Annotated in this window: 16 protein-coding genes; 9 read left to right on the top strand and 7 right to left on the bottom strand. The window is 69.3% G+C overall.

Annotation, left to right across the window (positions count from 1 at the left end):
* Window positions 1-178 precede the first annotated feature (178 nt).
* On the top strand, window positions 179-814 hold the full coding sequence (locus AB0I34_RS41570) for a TetR/AcrR family transcriptional regulator (RefSeq protein WP_360457331.1): 636 nt from the start codon (window positions 179-181) through the stop codon (window positions 812-814).
* Window positions 815-849: 35 nt separating this feature from the next.
* Window positions 850-1725, top strand: coding sequence for a hypothetical protein (locus AB0I34_RS41565; RefSeq protein ID WP_360457329.1), 876 nt, complete (start codon window positions 850-852; stop codon window positions 1723-1725).
* Here AB0I34_RS41565 and AB0I34_RS41560 read toward each other — a convergent pair.
* A complete protein-coding gene (locus tag AB0I34_RS41560; RefSeq protein ID WP_360457326.1) occupies window positions 1708-2658 on the bottom strand; it encodes an NAD-dependent epimerase/dehydratase family protein in 951 nt (316 codons plus the stop codon). The genes AB0I34_RS41565 and AB0I34_RS41560 overlap by 18 nt on opposite strands.
* Before the next feature lie 135 nt (window positions 2659-2793).
* Between AB0I34_RS41560 and AB0I34_RS41555 the strand changes: the two genes are divergently transcribed.
* Together AB0I34_RS41555 and AB0I34_RS41550 are read left to right on the top strand one after the other, a co-directional pair.
* The gene (locus AB0I34_RS41555) at window positions 2794-3468 is read left to right on the top strand and encodes an SDR family oxidoreductase (protein ID WP_360457323.1); all 675 of its coding nucleotides are present in this window, start codon (window positions 2794-2796) and stop codon (window positions 3466-3468) included.
* Between the two features lie 129 nt (window positions 3469-3597).
* The gene (locus AB0I34_RS41550; protein ID WP_360457320.1) at window positions 3598-5043 is read left to right on the top strand and encodes an LCP family protein; all 1446 of its coding nucleotides are present in this window, start codon (window positions 3598-3600) and stop codon (window positions 5041-5043) included.
* Between the two features lie 5 nt (window positions 5044-5048).
* Here the strand turns inward: AB0I34_RS41550 and AB0I34_RS41545 are convergent, their stop codons facing one another.
* Complete coding sequence (locus AB0I34_RS41545; RefSeq protein WP_360457317.1) at window positions 5049-5459, bottom strand: SgcJ/EcaC family oxidoreductase; 411 nt, start codon at window positions 5457-5459, stop codon at window positions 5049-5051.
* Between the two features lie 127 nt (window positions 5460-5586).
* On the opposite strand from AB0I34_RS41545, the gene AB0I34_RS41540 reads away from it, so the two are divergent.
* Both AB0I34_RS41540 and AB0I34_RS41535 read left to right on the top strand, forming a co-directional pair.
* Complete coding sequence (locus AB0I34_RS41540; RefSeq protein ID WP_360457313.1) at window positions 5587-5964, top strand: YciI family protein; 378 nt, start codon at window positions 5587-5589, stop codon at window positions 5962-5964.
* Between the two features lie 136 nt (window positions 5965-6100).
* Window positions 6101-7357 (top strand): RNA polymerase sigma factor, encoded by a 1257-nt coding sequence (locus AB0I34_RS41535; RefSeq protein WP_360457310.1) that lies wholly within the window; start codon window positions 6101-6103, stop codon window positions 7355-7357.
* Between the two features lie 9 nt (window positions 7358-7366).
* On the opposite strand, the gene AB0I34_RS41530 is transcribed toward AB0I34_RS41535, so the two are convergent.
* A complete protein-coding gene (locus AB0I34_RS41530; RefSeq protein WP_360457307.1) occupies window positions 7367-11002 on the bottom strand; it encodes a GH116 family glycosyl hydrolase in 3636 nt (1211 codons plus the stop codon).
* 209 nt (window positions 11003-11211) lie between these two features.
* On the opposite strand from AB0I34_RS41530, the gene AB0I34_RS41525 reads away from it, so the two are divergent.
* Together AB0I34_RS41525 and AB0I34_RS41520 are read left to right on the top strand one after the other, a co-directional pair.
* Window positions 11212-11985 carry an alpha/beta hydrolase gene (locus AB0I34_RS41525; protein WP_360457304.1) on the top strand — a complete coding sequence of 258 codons (774 nt, stop codon included), beginning with the start codon at window positions 11212-11214 and terminating at the stop codon, window positions 11983-11985.
* Window positions 11982-12770, top strand: coding sequence for an alpha/beta hydrolase (locus AB0I34_RS41520; RefSeq protein WP_360457301.1), 789 nt, complete (start codon window positions 11982-11984; stop codon window positions 12768-12770). The genes AB0I34_RS41525 and AB0I34_RS41520 overlap by 4 nt, the downstream gene beginning before the upstream one ends.
* A 42-nt stretch (window positions 12771-12812) precedes the next feature.
* On the opposite strand, the gene AB0I34_RS41515 is transcribed toward AB0I34_RS41520, so the two are convergent.
* The 4 genes from AB0I34_RS41515 to AB0I34_RS41500 all read right to left on the bottom strand — a co-directional run bounded on the left by AB0I34_RS41515 (window position 12813) and on the right by AB0I34_RS41500 (window position 16626).
* Complete coding sequence (locus tag AB0I34_RS41515) at window positions 12813-13439, bottom strand: superoxide dismutase (RefSeq protein ID WP_360457298.1); 627 nt, start codon at window positions 13437-13439, stop codon at window positions 12813-12815.
* Window positions 13440-13819: 380 nt separating this feature from the next.
* Window positions 13820-14629, bottom strand: coding sequence for an alpha/beta hydrolase (locus AB0I34_RS41510; RefSeq protein WP_360457295.1), 810 nt, complete (start codon window positions 14627-14629; stop codon window positions 13820-13822).
* Window positions 14626-15633 (bottom strand): class I SAM-dependent methyltransferase, encoded by a 1008-nt coding sequence (locus AB0I34_RS41505; protein ID WP_360457292.1) that lies wholly within the window; start codon window positions 15631-15633, stop codon window positions 14626-14628. The genes AB0I34_RS41510 and AB0I34_RS41505 overlap by 4 nt, the downstream gene beginning before the upstream one ends.
* A 114-nt stretch (window positions 15634-15747) precedes the next feature.
* Complete coding sequence (locus AB0I34_RS41500) at window positions 15748-16626, bottom strand: TIGR03564 family F420-dependent LLM class oxidoreductase (protein ID WP_360457289.1); 879 nt, start codon at window positions 16624-16626, stop codon at window positions 15748-15750.
* Between the two features lie 87 nt (window positions 16627-16713).
* On the opposite strand from AB0I34_RS41500, the gene AB0I34_RS41495 reads away from it, so the two are divergent.
* Complete coding sequence (locus AB0I34_RS41495) at window positions 16714-17250, top strand: helix-turn-helix domain-containing protein (RefSeq protein ID WP_360457286.1); 537 nt, start codon at window positions 16714-16716, stop codon at window positions 17248-17250.
* The last annotated feature ends 2 nt before the right edge of the window (window positions 17251-17252 follow it).

Below are 17252 nucleotides of genomic sequence, written 5' to 3'. Positions count from 1 at the left end.
CTCGGATAGTCCATGTGGGTCGGGCCGACGATGCCGAGCGTGGCCAGCGCCTCCGACTTGGACCCGTAGCCGGTCGCGCGTCGGCCCTCCTCGGGCCGTCCGTCGTCAGGATCGGGCCGCGCAGCCTGCTGTCGCCGATCGGCCGGTGCTGGATCTGAATCGCGACGAGGTCGTGCGCATGGGGATCGCGATCGCGGACGCCGAAGGGCTGGCGGCGCTGTCGATGCGGCGGATCGCGGCCGAGCTCGGGGTGTCGACGATGGCGCTCTATCGGTACGTCGGCGGCAAGGACGCGCTGGTGTTGCAGATGGTCGACACCGCGATGGCGGAGTTCCCGCTCCCGGCGGAGCCGCCGGCGAACTGGCGGGACGGGATCGCCGTTGCGGCGCGACTGCAGTGGGCGGCGTACCGGCGGCATCTCTGGCTGGCGAGTGCGATCAGTCTCGGCCGGCCGCAACTGGTGCCGAATCTTCTCCCGCACACCGATGCCGTCCTGCGCGCCGTGAGTGCCTTCGGGGTGGACAAGAGCAATGCGTTGTACGCCGCGATCAGTGTGTTCGCGTTCGTCCGTGGTGTCGCGCTGGCAATGGAGACCGAGGCGTACGCCGAGCAGGACACCGGGCTGACCGCGGACGAGTGGGCCGACCGGCAGGGCGATCAGCTGGCCGCACTGATCACCGCGGGGAACCTGACCGCGTTCCGCGAGCTGCTCGCGGACGACTTCGAGTTCGACTACGACCTGGACCGGCTGTTCGAGTTCGGTCTCGACCTCGTCCTGGACGGTCTGGAAAAGACTCTCGCCCGGCTACGCTGAGTGCTGACAGTGTTGAGGTCCGCGGGAGGTGGCCGATGGAGCCAGTGTTCGCGCCTGACGTGACCGAGGGCGTACGGCGTCTGTACGAGCACCGGCCCGAGCTGTTCGTCCCGGCCGACGCACCGCGCCCGAAGCGGCAGACGTCCTGGTCGGTTGCGCCCGGCAACACCTTCGGCACGCTGCTGGTCTGGATCGCGGTGTGCGTCGGCGGCTGGATCCTCGCGCTGATCTTCATGGCCGGCTTCCTGCCGACGGCGGTGGCGGCGTGGGGCGCGGTCGCGCTGGCCGGGCTCGCCGTACTCGCGACCGGTGGTGTCCTCGTGAAGTCGGCGGTGGAGGATCGCGGGCACAAGGCGGTCCGCCTGCAGCATGGGAAGTACCTGCTGCCGGAGGACTTCGACGAGGACGCGGGCCGGTTGATCGGGCGGGCGCAGCGTGCGGTCAAAACGGTGCTTGAGGCAACGGTTACGCGGCGTGGGTTGCTCGATGACGTGAAGAACGAACTGGTGTTGCCGGAGCAGCTGTGGGATGTCGCCCAGGTGTTGCGTGAGCAGACCGTGCTGCGCGCTCGGCAGCGTGAGGTTGCCCGGGGGATGGCGACGGCCGAGCTGGAGGCCGTGCTCGGGCCACAGCGCCGAGCGCTCGCGTTGTCGGTCGAGGCGATCAAGCGCAAGGTCGATCTGCTGGATCGGTACGCCGACCGCGTCCGCTCAGCCGACGCCGCACTCCGCGCCGAGGCCGCCCTGGAGGACGGCGACCGCTACATCGAACTCCTGGCCCGCACCGAACCAGCCGGCGACACCTCAGTGGTCCAAGGCTTCGCCGACGAGGCCGCGGCTTTGAAGGACACGCTCACCCGTTCGATCAACGCGGCTCGGGACGCAGGCCGGACGCTAGCTCTGCCTGAGTAGGTGGGCTTCTTGTGCTGGGGTGATGCCGGCTTCGATGGCAGGTGTGCCCCGGTCGAGGTCCCAGCGGTAGAGGTCTTCGACTGTTCGGCGTAGGGGAGTGACGGGCAGGCCGGCGGCGCGGGACTTGGACTGGTCGCGTTGGCGAGACGGCCACTCGGCCTCAGGCTCCATCAGGGGAAAGCGCTCGGGTACGGCGTTCGCCGGGATCTGCACCAGCTCGACCGAGGTGCCGGCGACAGCGGCTGCGGTCTCGATCAGTTCGCCGATCGTGCTGTCCGGGCCGATCCCGTTGAACGCACCAGGCCGTTCGTCGACGATCAGTTGCACCACGAGCCGCCCGAGATCCCGGCTGTCGATCAGCTGCAGCGGCTGCTCCGGCCGTGTCGGCAACGCGACCCGGCCGCCCCGCGCACCCCGTCGTACCCAGTAGAGGGGCGTGTCCGAATAGTCGCCAGGACCCGTGACCTTCCCCGGCCGGACGATCGTCGCGCGCTCGCCGTACCGCTCGAGCACGTCGTCCTCACAGGCGACCTTGCACGGGCCGTACGTGTCGTTCGTGAGTACGTCGGCCGCCCGCATGGGTGCCCGGCGCGGCGCGTCCTCGGTGGTCCCCGGCGGCAGATCGCGTACATAGACCGCATGGCTGGAGACGAACACGTACCGCCCGACGCGGTCGCCCAGCACGTCCATCGCCTCATCGACCTGCTTGCTCTGGAAGGCACTGAGATCGACGACCGCATCCCACTTGCCGGTCCGCAGCGCCTCGTAGTCGCCGGAGTCCCGATCCCCGACCAGTTGCGTCACCGCCGGTGGCAGCTCGGTGGTCCCGCTCTTGCCTCGGCTGAAGGACGCCACCTCGGCGCCGTGCTGCAGCGCGTCCAGGAGGATCGCGCGCCCGACAAACCCGTTCCCGCCCAGCATCAGAATCCGCACAACCGACGACCGTAGACCCTGCTGTCCTCCGGGCGCACCCGATTAAGCTCCGACCATGAACGAGCGCAGCGAGTTCATCATCAAGCACAGCCCATGTCGCGCCTCATCGGCGCCCGGAGCGAAGCGAGGACGTCGATGAGCTGGACGGTGGTGGTTGCCGGAGGCACCGGTGCGCTCGGGGCCGCGGTGACGGCGGAGTTCCTGCAGTCCGGCTGGCGGGTCGTCGTACCGGGCCGGACCGAGGAGTCACTGGCCCGGCTCGGGACGCATCCGGCGCTCAACCCGGTGCTCGCCGACCCGTTCGACCCGGCCGGTACGGCGGACGTCGTCGCGCTGGCCACCTCGGACGAGGCCGCGCCACTGACCGCGCTGGTGAACCTGGTCGGCGGCTTCGCGTCCGGGGCGCGGGTGCACGAGACCTCGATCGACGATTTCGAGGAGCAACTCCGCCTCAACCTGCGACCGACGTACCTGATCACTCAGGCGGTGCTGCCGCATCTGCTCGCCGCGGGCGGGGGAGCGATCGTGTGTACGGCGAGCGGTGCGGCGCTGCGGCCGTTCTCCGGGGCGGCCGGGTACATCACCGCGAAGGCCGGCGTACTCGCGTTCGCCGACGCCCTGCACGCGGAGTACGCGCATGACGGCATTCGGGTGAACACGATCATCCCCGCGACCATCGACACCCCCGCCAACCGTGCCGCGATGCCGAAGGCCGACCCGGCCAGGTGGAGCCCGCCGGCTCAGGTCGCCGTGGTCGTCCGGACCCTCGTCGAGACCGAAGGATTCGCGGGCGGTCATCTCCCCGTATGACAACCGTTCGACCCTGTAACACGTCTGAAGGGGTGCAGGTGCGGGACTTGACGCACACTGGACCTGGGGACGGCGAACAGGGGAGCCATGGGGACGAGTTCGCGCCCGGTAGGGACTCGGCCACGATCAGTGCCGAACCTCCTGGGCCTGACGCTACTGGGCGCCCTGTTGCCCGGGACCGGACTGATCGCCGGCGGGCGCCGCATCATCGGCGCGTTCGTTCTCACCTTGACCCTCGGGGTGGTCGGACTCGGCGTGTACATCGGTCTGACCCGGCGCGACGAGGTGCTCGCGGCAGCCGTCGTACCGAGCCGGCTGCTGGCAGGGTCGGTGGCGATCGCGGCGTTGGGGTTCGGTTGGATCGTGGTGATCGTGGCCTCGCACCGGTCGTTGCGGCCGGCAACCGGTGGTGCCGGCGGGCGTGCGGTCGGCGCGATGTTCGTCGGCGTGCTGTGCTTCGCGATCGCGGCTCCGACGGCGCTCGGCGTACAGAGTGTGCTGGCGCAGCGGACCCTGGTACAGGACGTGTTCGCCGCGCAGGAGGAGAGCAAGAGCGCGACCCGACCGTCGATCGCCGATGTCGAGGACCCGTGGAAGGACAAGCCGCGGCTCAACCTGCTGCTGCTCGGTGGTGACGATGAGCCGGGCCGGCCGGGCGTCCGGACCGACACGGTGATCGTGGCAAGCATCGACACCAAGACCGGCAACACCGCGTTGATCTCGATGCCGCGGCAGCTGACCTTCATGCCGTTCCCGAAGGACTCGCCGCTGCACAGGTTCTACCCGGACGGCTTCGGCAAGGAAGGGCTGAGTCTCGAGGGTCGGCTGGAGTGGATGCTGACCGCGATGTACCAGAACATCCCGGACGCGCACCCCGGCATTCTCGGCCCGTCGGACAACGAGGGGGCCGACGTACTCAAGCAGTCCGTCGGCGAGGCGACCGGGCTGAAGCTCGACTACTACCTGCAGGTGAACCTGACCGGCTTCCCGGAGCTGGTCAACGCACTCGGTGGGATCACGGTCAACGTCAACGAGCGCGTCGCGATGGGCGGGATCAGCAGTGCGCACATCCCGCCGAAGAACTGGATCGAGCCGGGACCGCGCCAGCACCTCGACGGCCGGCGCGCGCTCTGGTTCGCCCGCGGGCGGTACGGCGCAGACGACGACCAGCGGCAGATCCGCCAGCGCTGCACGATCAACGCGATGGTCGACGCGGCCGACCCGGCCACGCTGGCCACGAAGTACAAGGCGATCGCGACGGCCGGGCGGCACCTGCTGCGCACCGACATCCCGCAGGAGCTCCTGCCCGCGCTGGTCGAACTGGCGCTCAGGGTGAAGTCGGGCACGGTCTCGAACGTGAACCTCGACGTGTCGAAGCTGCGGATGAAGTACCTGCACCCGGACTACGACGGGATGCGCGAGACGATCGAGAAGGCGCTCGAGGAGCCCGCCGACCAGCCCAGCACCCCGCCGACCACCGGCAAGCCCTCGGACAAGACCACGAACCCGCCAGGTCCGACGCAGAACCTCGCCGATGCCTGCGCGTACCAGCCCAACGGCGACCAGCCGAACTGATCCGCCTACTGGATCGGAGTGGTCTGGGCCAGGGCGAGCCGCCAGCCCGTGGCTGTCCGCAGCGCGACGTACGTCAGTGCGCCTGTTGCCGGGAGAGCGCCGGGTTCGGCGTCCGGCCGGTTGTCGTGCACCGTCTTGAGGCAGCTCACGAGTACGGCGTCCGTGGTCAAGGCTCGGATGTCGAGGATCTCCACACTGGTCCGGACGTCTTTGAGTGCGGAGTCAAGAGCCGCGCTCATCGCCTGAGCGAACGCCTCCCGCCCGAACAGCCGGCGCCCGGCGATGTTGACGATCACCATCTCGTCGGTGTGCAGGTCGGGCAGCACCACCGCGTCCGACTGCGCGTGATCGGCCCGCGCCACCAGATCACGGATCTCTCGCTCGTCCGTGCCCATCAGTTCCGTCGTCGAAGTCATGAACGACAGTCTGTTACCTCAACCAATCTTGAGGTCAAGGAAATCTGCTCTCGGCGTGTGTCGATCTGGTGGTGGGCCGCTCGACGTGAGAGTAAGTGATCGACCGAGACGACGAGGAGCGGCAGCGATGCGCTACATGATCATCAACAAGGCAGACGCCGAGACCGAGGCCGGGAAGTTTCCGCCGCCGGAGGTGGCCGAGGCGGTCGGCAAGGTGGTGGAGGACCTGTCCAAGGCGGGTGTCCTGCTGTTCGCGGAGGGTGTGCACCGCAGTTCGCTCGGCGCCCGGGTGAAGGTGGACGACGGCAAACGCACGGTCACCGACGGCCCGTTCGCCGAGACCAAGGAGCTCATCGGCGGCGTCATCGTCGTGGAGGTCCGCAACCGCGACGAGGCGGTCGAGTGGGCCGCCCGCCTGGCCGAAGCCCTCGGCAGCGAGGTCGAGGTCCGCCGCGTGGTCGAAGAATCCGACTTCGGCCCCGACTCCGACATCTTCCAGAACTGATCCGCCAGGTTTCCGGAAACAAATTGGCGCCCAGCGACCAGAACTTTCCGGAAACAAGCCCCGCCCGCTCCGGACACGACCGGGGCGGGCTGGGGGGTGGGTTGATGTTGGCCTGTCGGTGTTGTTCTATCGGCGGGTGACGGTTACGGAGGCGCGCGGGGCGGTTGACGCCGTATGGCGGATCGAGTCGGCGCGGATCATCGCGGGTGTTGCCCGGATCGTGCGGGACGTCGGGCTGGCCGAGGAGCTGGCCCAGGACGCGCTGGTGGCGGCGCTCGAGCAGTGGCCGGAGTCCGGCGTACCGAACAACCCGGGTGCCTGGCTGATGGCGATCGCCAAGCGTCGCGCGATCGACCTGATCCGGCGCAAGGAGACGTACCAGCGCAAGTTGGTCGAGATGGGCCACGAGCTGGAGATCGACGGCGACAGTGTCGAGGACGACGTGGAAGCGATTCTCGAGGACCACATCGAGGACGACCTGCTCCGGTTGGTGTTCACCGCCTGCCACCCGGTGCTGACCACGGACGCCCGGGTGACGCTGACGCTGAAGCTCCTCGGCGGCCTGAAGACCGACGAGATCGCGCGCGCGTTCCTGGCCCCGGAGGCGACGATCGCCCAGCGGATCGTCCGGGCCAAGCGCAACCTCGCCAAGGCGGGTGTCGAGTTCGAGGTGCCGGCCGGCGACGACCTGTTCGAGCGGTTGTCGAGCGTGCTCGAGGTCGTCTACCTGATCTACAACGAGGGGTACTCCGCGACCGCCGGCGACGACTGGATGCGGCCGGCTCTGTGCAACGAGGCGATGCGGCTCGGCCGGCTGCTGGTAGGGCTGATGCCCGACGAGCCCGAAGTCCTGGGACTGCTCGCCCTGATGGAGCTGCAGTCCTCCCGCGCCAACGCGCGGATCGGTCCCGAGGGTGAGCCGGTTCTGCTGCTCGACCAGGACCGCCGCCGGTGGGACCGGCTGCTGATTCGCCGAGGCCTCGAAGGTCTCGACCGCGCCTGGGCGCTGGAGAAGCCGCCCGGCGCGTACCTTCTCCAGGCCGCGATCGCCGCCTGCCATGCCCGCGCCGCCGACCCGGAGGACACCGACTGGGCTCGGATCGCCGGCCTGTACGCCGTACTCGCGCAAGTCACTCCGTCGCCGGTGGTCGAGCTCAACCAGGCGGTGGCGATCTCGATGGCCTTCGGCCCGGAGCGTGGTCTGGCGGCCGTCGACGCGCTCGCCGAGGAGCCGTCGCTGAAGGACTACCACCTGCTGCCGAGCGTCCGCGGCGACCTGCTGTTCAAGCTCGGCCGGTTCGACGAGGCCCGCGCCGAGTTCGAGAAGGCCGCCGCCCTGACCCGCAACGAACGCGAACGCACCCTCCTCCTCGAACGCGCCGCCGCCTGCTGACAGACAGTGTCACTCCGTGGTGAGGGTGATGGTGAGGGGCTTGCCGGGGGTGACCATCGTCGGCCGGGTGAGCGTGACGACGGCGCGGGTGCCGGTGGTGGTGAGGGTGGCCGGGTGGGGCTTGCCGTCGAGCTTGACGGCTACAGAGGTGGCTGGGGTAGCGGTTTCGAAGGAGAGGGTGTTCAGCCGGAGGCGGCCGTGGCGGATGTCGAGGACGGCTGTCTGCGTTCCGGTGTCGCGCGTCTGGCTGTAGCGCCCCCAGCCCTCGGCGGCGGTGAAGGCACAGGCGAACTCGTCAGGGGTCAGCCGCGGCGCGAACCCGAGATGACCGCGTGGACCGTGGTACTCGTACCCGCATGCGGCCAGATAGGTGCCGAAGCTCATCATCGCCCGCGCGTAGTGGTCGCTCGCCTCGATCTCGTTGTACGGGTTGCGTTTCTCGCCGTGGTAGCGGTCGTACACGGCCCGCGTCACCGCAAGCCCCTCGGCCGCCATCCCCTCGGCGAACAGGTGGGCCGCGAACTGGTGCTCCTGCCCGGTCCAGACCTCGTTGAAGTACGGGTGCCCGCCGCTCTCCGTGGATCCGCCGTTCGGCCAGGCCACCATCACCGTGCCGGCCTCACCGTCGGTGCTGTAGACGCGACCCGGACCGATCCCCGGCGGCCGGTACGCCGACGGGCTCGGCTGGAAGTTGTTGCGGTAGACGCTGGTCAGCGCGGTCCGGGCCTTGTCGGCCTCGAACACCCGCGGCAGTCCGAGCTGAGCGGCGTACGTCTCCCCGTACAGCTGGTCGACGAACACACCTCGGTTCGTGCTCGGCACCGGATGCGCCGGGTCGACCTTGTGCACGTAGTACCCATAGGTCTGGTTCCACAGCGGTCCGTTCAGGTACGACGATCCGCGGTCGGCGATCGTGGTGTACGTCGAGGCCGCGGCGGTGTCGCCCACCTCGGTCGCCATCGCGGCCGCAGCGCGCAGGGCTGCGACGTACAGCCCACTCAGCCAGGGGATCTCGCCGAACCACTCGGTGTCGAGGGTGTTCCACTGCCCGCCGCGGAAGATCCCGTCCTGGTCAGATCCGTCGCGGGCGGAGACGAGGTAGTCGACTGACACCTTGACCTTCGGCCAGACCCGCGTCAGGAAGGCGGCGTCCGGGCTCATCTGGTGTTCGCGGTAGATGCGCAGGATCGTGCCGCAGTGGCCGTCGGCGAACGAGGAGGAGGCGTCCGGCGACTCGCCGCGATTCCCGATCTCGCCGGTCGGCTTGTAGGCGATGCCGAGGTCGACCCGTTCGCGGGTGTCGCGTTCGAGGTCGGGGAACAGCCGGGCGATCGCCTGGGCGTAGTTCCAGACGTGCGCGCAGGTGCCCGAGCAGCAGTACGTTCCTTCCCAGGCGTAGAACCGCCCGTCCTGCCAGCGGTGGCAGGTGCCGGTGGCAAGCGTCGACGCCGTGGCCAGCGCGCGTTCGAGGAACCAGTGCGGCAGCGTCGAGTCGTCGTACCAGGTCCGGACCCATTCGCGCGTCCCGGATTCGAGCCGATGGATGTGCGTGGCGACGTACTGCGCCACTTGGCGCGCGGAGCCGAAGCGGGTGCTGTAGTGCCGCATCAGCGTCGATCCGCCGACCAGGCTGCTGAACAGCCGGCGTTCGGGCGTCGGGAAGAACCAGCCCTGGACGAACCGCACCGTGCGCGATTCACCGGGCCGCAGTGCGACCTTCACGGCGACCGTGCCGACCTGAGTGGCCGCACCGTCGACCTCAGCCGGTCCGTCCGCGGCGTCGAACAACTCGTCCGGGGTCGACCACGCCGCGACTGATCGACGGACGACGGCCTTCTTCTCCAGCGTGGCCATCGTGAAGGAGCCTGCGTCGGTACGATCGGCCACCGGCTGCCGGCGGATCGGGCGGTCGCTGAAGATGATCCGGTCGACGTTCACGTGACCCCAGCCGCCGCTGGATCGATCGACGATCTGGATCTGCGCCGACCGTCCCGCCCAGGGGCCGACCGCCCAGCAGATCGCGTCCAGCGGCTCGATGTCACTACCGTTGGCTGTGGCAACTACTTCGCCGTCGACGAGCAGATTGACCGCAGTGGTGCTCGGGTTGCTGCCGCCGCCGGTCCACACGGTGATGTACGCACGGTCGATGGTGAAGACCCGGCTGGTCAGCGATCCCTGCGGGCTGTCGTACGAGCCACTCCGGAAGTCGTACGAGGTGACGAAGCGGCTGCCGGAGACGTTCAACTCAGTGCGGTTGCCGAACGGCCGGCGGAAGTTCTCCGGCGTCTCTGCCACCGTGACCGGACCCGCGCCGAACGCCGTACCGGTCACCGTCCAGCCGGAGTAGTCCGTCCGCTCCCAGTCCTCGAAGACGATGTCGGCGCGGTCGGTGAACGTGATGCTGCCGCAGTTGAGGTGTGCCCACGCGCCGGTCGCCGAGTCGACCAGCTGGATCTGCGCGGTCCGCCCTGCGTACTCGCCGACATCGAGCATCCGCCCGACCAACGGCTCGCTGTCGCTGCCGGTCGCGCTGGCCACGACCGCACCGTCGACCACGACGTTGACACAGACCTTGCCAGGCTGATTGCCGCCGCCGAGCGCGACCGCGACGTACCGGCGGGTGATCTCGAACGGCGTGCTGGTCAGCGTGCCGGTGCGGTCGTCCGGCCCGCCGCTCAGCCGGAAGTTGTACGACGTGACGAAACGGCTGCCGGAGATGTTCAGGTCACCGAAGCGCTGCATCAGCGAGGGAGTGTCGGCCGCTCGCACCGGCCCGGTCCCGAACGCATCGCCGCTCGCCGTCCAGCCGTCGTACGTGTCGCTGTCCCACTCCTCGAAGAGGATGTCGTCGCTGTTCGAAGCCGATGGGTCCGCCGCCGACCACTCGATCCCCGACGCGTACGCCGTCGCGCGCTGAGTGGTCGGCTGGCTGCGCCTGCTGTCCAGGCAGACCGGGTTCTCGGAGTACCCGAGCAGCGTCGCGTCGACCGGCTCTGCGGAGGTGTTGTGCAGCGTGAAGGCCATGATCGTGGCCGGCAGCGTCGAGTCGGCCGTAGCCAGCGGGACGAACGGCGAGAACGCCTCGAGCGTCACCTCGACCGGACTGTCCGACGACTTGTAAGCCACCCGGCCGATCGGGTATTGCCCGGTGAACCGGACGTCGCCGAAGCCCTTCGCGTCGACGGTCCGAGTCCCGCCGCCGGCGCGCAGTACGAAGCCCTGCCGGAACCGGGTCGCGCCGTCGGCGTCCGCGGACAGCGGTACGGCGTAGTGCGTACCGGCGAAGTCCGCGCCGCCCAACGGGAAGGTCAGCGCGTTCGAGACGTCCCACGCCCACAGCCTTCCGTCACCGGAGAGGTAGACCTGGCCGGCGCAACCGCCGCCGACCGGCATGCCGATCTTCGCCAGCGCAGCACCGGCGTACTCCGTCGGCGTACCGCGGACCGTCAGTTCCGCGATCCGCTCCGGGGTGAGCGCAGGCATCCGCGTGATGGCCTGGGCCGTTTGAAGCATCCCGGGCGCCGCGAGCATGCCGACACCGGCCGCGCTGATGGACAGGAAGGTTCGTCGTCCCACCCCGGCGCGCGGGCACGATCCACCGCACGCCGGATTGGAGCATTCGCTGAGGTCGGGGGTGTGGTCCATGGGATCTCCAAGGGGCGGCCGGGATCTCTTGGATGGCCACCTTAGGCCGTTCGGCCCCGCTGGGAAATCCATTTCACGAGGGGAGAAATGCCCCGTTCGCGATCCGTGCCAGGGAGTGATGTAGATCACATGCGGTCGATCTGTGCTGCCGATGTTCGACGCAGTGATGAGGCCAGCTGAGTGGCCCTCATTGATACAGGAGGAACGTCATGGAGAAGGTCACTTCGGCGGACGGCACCGCCATCGCGTACGACCGGCTCGGCAAAGGGCCCGCGGTGGTTCTCGTCTGCGGCGGTTCGGTGGACCGGATGTCGAACGCCCCGCTGGCTGCCCTGCTGGCGCAGAACCACACCGTCTACAACTACGACCGGCGCGGCCGCGGTGATTCCGGCGATGCACCGGAGTACGCAATCGAGCGCGAATTCGAGGACCTGGACGCGATCTTCGCGGCCGCGGGCGGCCCGGCGCACCTCTACGGGACGTCGTCCGGTGCCGCGCTCGCCCTGCTCGCGACTGCCACCGGCCGGCCGGTGACCAAGCTCGCGCTGTGGGAGCCGCCGTACATCCTCGAAGGCACGCGGAAGCGGCCGCCCGCCGACACGGCGTCGATCTATCGCGCGTTCGTCGCCGAGGGTCGCCGGGACAAGGCGGCCGAGTACTTCATGGCCGAGGTGGTCGGGCTGCCGGCCGAGTTCGTCGCGATGGCGAAGGAGTCGCCATGGTGGCCGGCTCAGGAGGCGATCGCGCACACCCTCGCGTACGACGCGACCGTGATGGGCGACTACTCGATCCCGGCCGCGGCGGGCTCGGTGACCGTGCCGACCCGGGTGTTCACCGGCGGAGCGTCGGAGGAATGGATGAAGCAGGGCAACCAAGCCGTGATGGCAGCGATCCCGAGCGCCACCGCCTGCCTGGTCCCCGATCAGCAGCACAATGTGGACGCGGCCGCCCTGGCCCCCGCGCTGAAGGAGTTCTTCGCATGAGCAGCACAGTGGTCTCCAAGGACGGTACGACGATCGCCTACGACAAGCGTGGAGAAGGACCTGCCCTGGTGCTGGTCGACGGTGCGCTGTGCGGGCGATCCCAGGGCCCGATGCCCGCGCTGGCCGAGACGCTTGCGTCGAGCTTCACGGTCTACAACTACGACCGGCGTGGCCGCGGCGACTCCGGCAACGCGGACACCTACGAGGTGGAGCGCGAGATCGAGGACCTGGCCGCGGTGATCGAGGCGGCCGGTGGCTCGGCGTACGTCTATGGCTCGTCGTCCGGGGCGGCGCTCGCGCTGCGGGCCGCGGCGGCGGGGCTGGCGATCGAGAAGGTGGTCGCGTTCGAGCCGCCGTTCGTGGTCGACGACAGCCGCAAGCAGATCCCGGCGACCTGGGTGCAGGACCTCGAGGCCCGCGAGCCCGCCGACGCGGTCCGGTACTTCATGACCACGGTGATCGGCCTGCCTGGCCCGATGGTCACGATGATGAAGCTGATGCCGGCCTGGAAGCACCTGAAGGCGATGGCCCCCACGCTCCCGTACGACGCCCGAGTCGTCGGCGGCAATGTGGCCGGCCGGCCTCTGGACGCCTCCCAGTGGGCGGCGATCGGCGTACCGGCCTTGGTCGTCAACGGCGGCAAGAGCCCGGCCTGGATGAAGACCTCGGTGCGTGCGCTGGCGGACGCCGTACCTGGTGCCGAGCACCGCGAGATCCCCGGTCAGAACCACCTGATCAAGGCGACCGCGATCGCCCCGGTACTGACCGGGTTCTTCACGCACTGAGATCCGGGGTCCGGCGAAACCTCGCCGGACCCCGGACCGCGATCAGGCGCCGGCGATGAGGTTGCCGGCTCCGGCGCGGGCCGCGTCGAAACGGGCCTGCGCGTCGCCCCAGTTCACCACGTTCCACCAGGCCTTCACGTAGTCCGGCTTCACGTTCTTGTACTGCAGGTAGAACGCGTGCTCCCACATGTCCAGCATCACGATCGGGATCTGCCCGGCCGGCAGGTTGCCCTGCTGGTCGTACAGCTGGTGGACGAGCAGCCGCCCGGCCAGCGCGTCCCAGCCGAGAATCGCCCAGCCGGAGCCCTGGATCGTGGTGGCGCTGGCGGTGAAGTGTCCCTGGAAGCCGTCGAACGAACCGAAGTACTCGTCGATCGCCGCGCCCAGCTCGCCGTCCGGCTTGTCGCCACCGTCCGGCGACAGGTTCTTCCAGAAGATCGAGTGGTTGACGTGCCCGCCGAGGTTGAAGGCGAGCGACTTCTCCAGCCCGACGATCGCGCCGAAGTCGCCCTTCTCGCGGGCCGCGGCCAGCTTGTCCAGGGTGTCGTTCAGGCCGTTCACGTAGGTCTGGTGGTGCTTGGAGTGGTGCAGCTCCATGATCTCGCCGGCGATGCTCGGCGCCAGTGCGCCGTAGTCGTAGGGGAGGTCGGGAAGCGTGTACGTGGTCAACTCTGCTCCTTCGTCGGGGCCCGCGGGGGCCGATATCTCCGATGTCCTGTTTCAGCGGCTCAGTGTCTCGTCAGGGAGCGTTCGGCACCTCTAGCGGCGCCCCGGACGCCCGCTGGCGGCGTTGTCGTCGTCGCGCAATGCTCCGCATTGCTCTCCTCCTCCGCCTTGCCAGCGAACGACCGGACCACCGCTAGAGGCACCAACGTTCCCTGACGAGACACAAGCTTTAAACTTCAACCACGGTTGAGGTCAAGGCGCCACGCGGTGAACGGAACCCGCCAGGCACCTCCGACCGGTGCCCGATGCGACCGCGTTCACACCACCGCACGCACCGGACACCTCCAGCTTCACATACTCCTCCTGACGGCCTACGGGGAGTCTCACCTCACCTCGACGGCCAGCTCCGCGCGCAGTGCGGCGGCGAACGGCTCCGGCCGGTCGGCGAAGCCGGTGTGGTCGCCGGGGAACCGGGTCGGCGCGATGCCGAGCCGGCCGGCCAGCGCGGTCGAGGTCCGGTCGCAGAGCTGACCGGTCGACTCCGCGCCGATGCCGACCACGATCCGTACGCCGCTGTCCAGCAACCGGTCCACGTCCGGCACCCAGGTCACCGTCTCGCGCAGCTCGTGGGCGAACCAGAACCGCTCATCGGCGACCTGCTGCGGGTCCCGCTCGCCGCCGAACATCGCCTCGATCATGCCGTCCGGCACCTGGATGTTCGCCAGCGCGAAGAACTGCCTCCAGGCCCCGATCACGTCCCCGGCCAGGTAGTCGGCCATCATCCGCTCGGACTTGGCCAGCAGCTCGTCACCGTCCTCGACCAGGCGGTCCAGCGGCGGCTCGTGGGCGATCACCGTGCTCACCAGCTCCGGGTAGGCCTGGGCCAGCGCCAGTACGCTCACCGCCCCGCCGCTCGACCCGAACACCGCGGCCGGACCGTCGCCGACGTGCCGGATCAGCCGGGCCAGGTCGTCGGCGCGCTGCTCGGGCGTCGAGGTCCCACCCGGCCGGAGCGTGCTGCGACTCACGCCGCGCGGATCCAGCGTCAGAACCGTGTGGTCCGTGGCCAGCAGGTCGGCCAGCGGCGCGAACGAGTCCGCCCCCATCGGCGCCCCGACCAGCACCACCAACGGCCCGGCCCCACGCACTTCGTAGTACAACTCGGCATCCTCAACCACCAATGTGTTGTTCATGCCCTCTCCACGAACGGCGATCCGCCGGATGGACACAGCCGCCACAGAGAGGTCACCTCGTTGTCCCGCGCCCGTCGGTGCCGCGGTACGACGTCCGACCTGCCGGCGACCCGCAGACCGGCGGACCGGAACCCGTCCAGCAGCTCGGCGCGCGACCTGAGGCCGAGGTGCTCGGCGAGGTCGGACAACACCAGCCAGACCTCGCCACCCGGGTTCAGGTGGTCGCGCACCTGTCCGATGAAGCCGTGGAGCATCCGCCCGTCCTCGTCGTAGACCGCGCGATCCAGCGGCGTGATCGGCCGGGCCGGGATCCAGGGCGGGTTGCACACCACCAGATCGGCCCGCCCCGGTGGGAACAGATCGGTCTCGACCACCGTGACGCGACCCTGCACCCCGAGCCGCCGGAGGTTGTCCCGGGCGCACTCGACCGCCCGCACGCTGTTGTCGGTGGCAACGACCCTGGGAACGCCCCGCCGGGCCAGCACCGCGGCCAGTACTCCGGTCCCGGTCCCGATGTCGAAGGCGACCGCCGGGTGCGGCAGCGGGCAGTCGCCGACCAGATCGACGTACTCCGATCGCGTCGGGGCGAAGACCCCGTAGTGCGGATGGATCCGGGCGCCGAGGGCCGGCACCTGGACTCCCTCGAGGCGCAACTGGTGCGCACCGATGACACCGAGCAACTCGCGCAACGGCACGAGCTGCTCGCCGTCGGCCGGCCCGTACGCCTCCAGGCAGGCCTGCCGCACGTCCGGCGCCCGGCGGAGGCGGATCGCGTGGTCATGAGTTGCTATCAGCAACGAGTTGAGCACCTGCGCGCGCCGGGCCTGGCGCCGGCGCTGCTCCTGGAAGCTGCCTCCCGCGGCCGCCGGAACCCGGCGGCCGAGCGCGGCCAGCAGTTGTTTCGCGTTCTGGAAATCGCCGTCCCAGACAAGAGTGGAACCGCGGTCGATCAGGCGCAGGGCCCGATCCGCGGAGAGTGTGTCGTTCACCGTGATGACGGTCATGAGTCGTCCCTGCCAGGAATTCGAATAGGGCAGCACGGCTCACCCGAGGGCCGGTACGGCGCCCGGGGAGCGGACGACTCAGCTAGCGGACAACCGCCGCATGTTTCGGCGAGGTCACCGCACCAGTCTAAGGAACTCCACGGTTCTGGCTTGTTCGGCCGGCGTACCGATCGGGGCGAGGATCAGATCGGTGACGCCGGTGTCGCGCAGTTGGTCGAGCTGCTTGGTGATCGCGTCCTCGTCTCCGGCGAGCAGTACGTCGGCCGGTCCGTTGACGCCCTCGCGGTCGAGCATCGCGCGGTACTCCGGGACCTGGCCGGCCAACGCGTAGTCGGTTGCGAACCGGGTGCGTACGGCGCCTTCCGCGTTCGTCACGCAGATCGCGAAGCCCGCGACGATCCGGGGTGCACGCCCGTTCACCGCCTTGGTAATCGAAGGGACGACGTGGCCGGCGAGAGTGCGAGGGCCGGTCATCCAGGTGATCGTGCCGTCGGCCAGTTCGCCCGCGACCCGCAACATCGCTGGCCCGAGCGCCGCGACCAGGACTGGCGGTGCGTCGGCGCCGTGCACACTGACCGCGCCGACGGCGGTGAGCGTCTCGCCGTGATGGTCGACAGGCTCGCCGCGGAGGAGTGGCCGCAGTACTTCGAGGTACTCGCGCAGCCGCCGAGCAGGTCGGTCGGTGGGCAGCCCGAACATCGAGTCGACCATCCGTGAAATGCCCGCGCCGATCCCGAGAATCAAACGATTGCCAGTCGCCGCCTGCACGGTGAGCGCCTGACTCGCCAGCACCAGTGGATGTCGCTGCGGAAACGGAACCACCGCAGTGCCGATCTCGGCGGGACCGTTGCCGGCGACCGCGAGGGTGGTGAGGGCGTCGAGGTTCGGTCCTTGCGAGATCCAGGCCGTGCCGCGCGTCGCCCGGATCTGCCGGGTGATCTCGGCGAGATCGCGTTGTCCCCTGACGTCCCCGAAAGCCAGTCCGATCCGCATCCAGTAGCTCCTCAAGTAAGTGGGGCGGTCCCCCGGTTAAGGGTTGCTACGATATGGGGGACCACCCCAGTTAGCAAGGGAGATGAGATGCGAGCCGATGCGCGGCGGAACTACTACCGGCTGGTCGCGGTCGCCGCCGAGGTCGTCGCCGAGCAGGGCGCCGACGCCTCGCTGGAAGAGATCTCGCGCCGGGCCGGCATCGGATCAGCCACTCTGCACCGGCACTTCCGCGGCCGGGGCGCTCTGCTGGAAGCGGTGTTCCAGAACAGCATCGACACAGTCTGCGCGCAAGGCGAGGAACTCCGCGAGCACCCAGAACCCCTGCAGGCGTTGACGATCTGGCTGCACGGCATGGTCGGCCACATCACTGGAACCCGCGGTCTGGGGCCCGCGCTGGTGATGAGCGCGGAGCGAGGTTCCGAGTGCCACGCGCGCATCCTCGACGCAGGCGGCAGCCTCCTCGTCCGGGCTCAGAAGGACGGCGCGGTGCCCCGCGATGTGGCGATCGAGGACCTGCTGAAACTGGTCAACGGCATCTGCCTGGCGAGCGACCTGGACACCGATCAGGCGGACCGGCTCCTCGACCTCGCAATCCGGGGTGTAGCACCAGATCAGGGCGAATAGAC

The sequence above is a fragment of the Kribbella sp. NPDC050281 genome, from assembly GCF_040655855.1.
In the GTDB taxonomy this organism is placed as follows: domain Bacteria; phylum Actinomycetota; class Actinomycetes; order Propionibacteriales; family Kribbellaceae; genus Kribbella.
This window is presented reverse-complemented; position numbering and strand designations above follow the sequence as displayed.

Excerpts from the sequence above, each read along its gene's own strand:
- AB0I34_RS41570 (WP_360457331.1), top strand. The coding sequence starts at position 179 with ATGGGGATCGCGATCGCGGACGCCGAAGGGCTGGCGGCGCTGTCGATG.
- AB0I34_RS41565 (WP_360457329.1), top strand. The coding sequence starts at position 850 with ATGGAGCCAGTGTTCGCGCCTGACGTGACCGAGGGCGTACGGCGTCTG.
- AB0I34_RS41555 (WP_360457323.1), top strand. The coding sequence starts at position 2,794 with ATGAGCTGGACGGTGGTGGTTGCCGGAGGCACCGGTGCGCTCGGGGCC.
- AB0I34_RS41545 (WP_360457317.1), bottom strand. The coding sequence starts at position 5,459 with ATGACTTCGACGACGGAACTGATGGGCACGGACGAGCGAGAGATCCGT.
- AB0I34_RS41540 (WP_360457313.1), top strand. The coding sequence starts at position 5,587 with ATGCGCTACATGATCATCAACAAGGCAGACGCCGAGACCGAGGCCGGG.
- AB0I34_RS41530 (WP_360457307.1), bottom strand. The coding sequence starts at position 11,002 with ATGGACCACACCCCCGACCTCAGCGAATGCTCCAATCCGGCGTGCGGT.
- AB0I34_RS41525 (WP_360457304.1), top strand. The coding sequence starts at position 11,212 with ATGGAGAAGGTCACTTCGGCGGACGGCACCGCCATCGCGTACGACCGG.
- AB0I34_RS41520 (WP_360457301.1), top strand. The coding sequence starts at position 11,982 with ATGAGCAGCACAGTGGTCTCCAAGGACGGTACGACGATCGCCTACGAC.
- AB0I34_RS41510 (WP_360457295.1), bottom strand. The coding sequence starts at position 14,629 with ATGAACAACACATTGGTGGTTGAGGATGCCGAGTTGTACTACGAAGTG.
- AB0I34_RS41505 (WP_360457292.1), bottom strand. The coding sequence starts at position 15,633 with ATGACCGTCATCACGGTGAACGACACACTCTCCGCGGATCGGGCCCTG.
- AB0I34_RS41500 (WP_360457289.1), bottom strand. The coding sequence starts at position 16,626 with ATGCGGATCGGACTGGCTTTCGGGGACGTCAGGGGACAACGCGATCTC.
- AB0I34_RS41495 (WP_360457286.1), top strand. The coding sequence starts at position 16,714 with ATGCGAGCCGATGCGCGGCGGAACTACTACCGGCTGGTCGCGGTCGCC.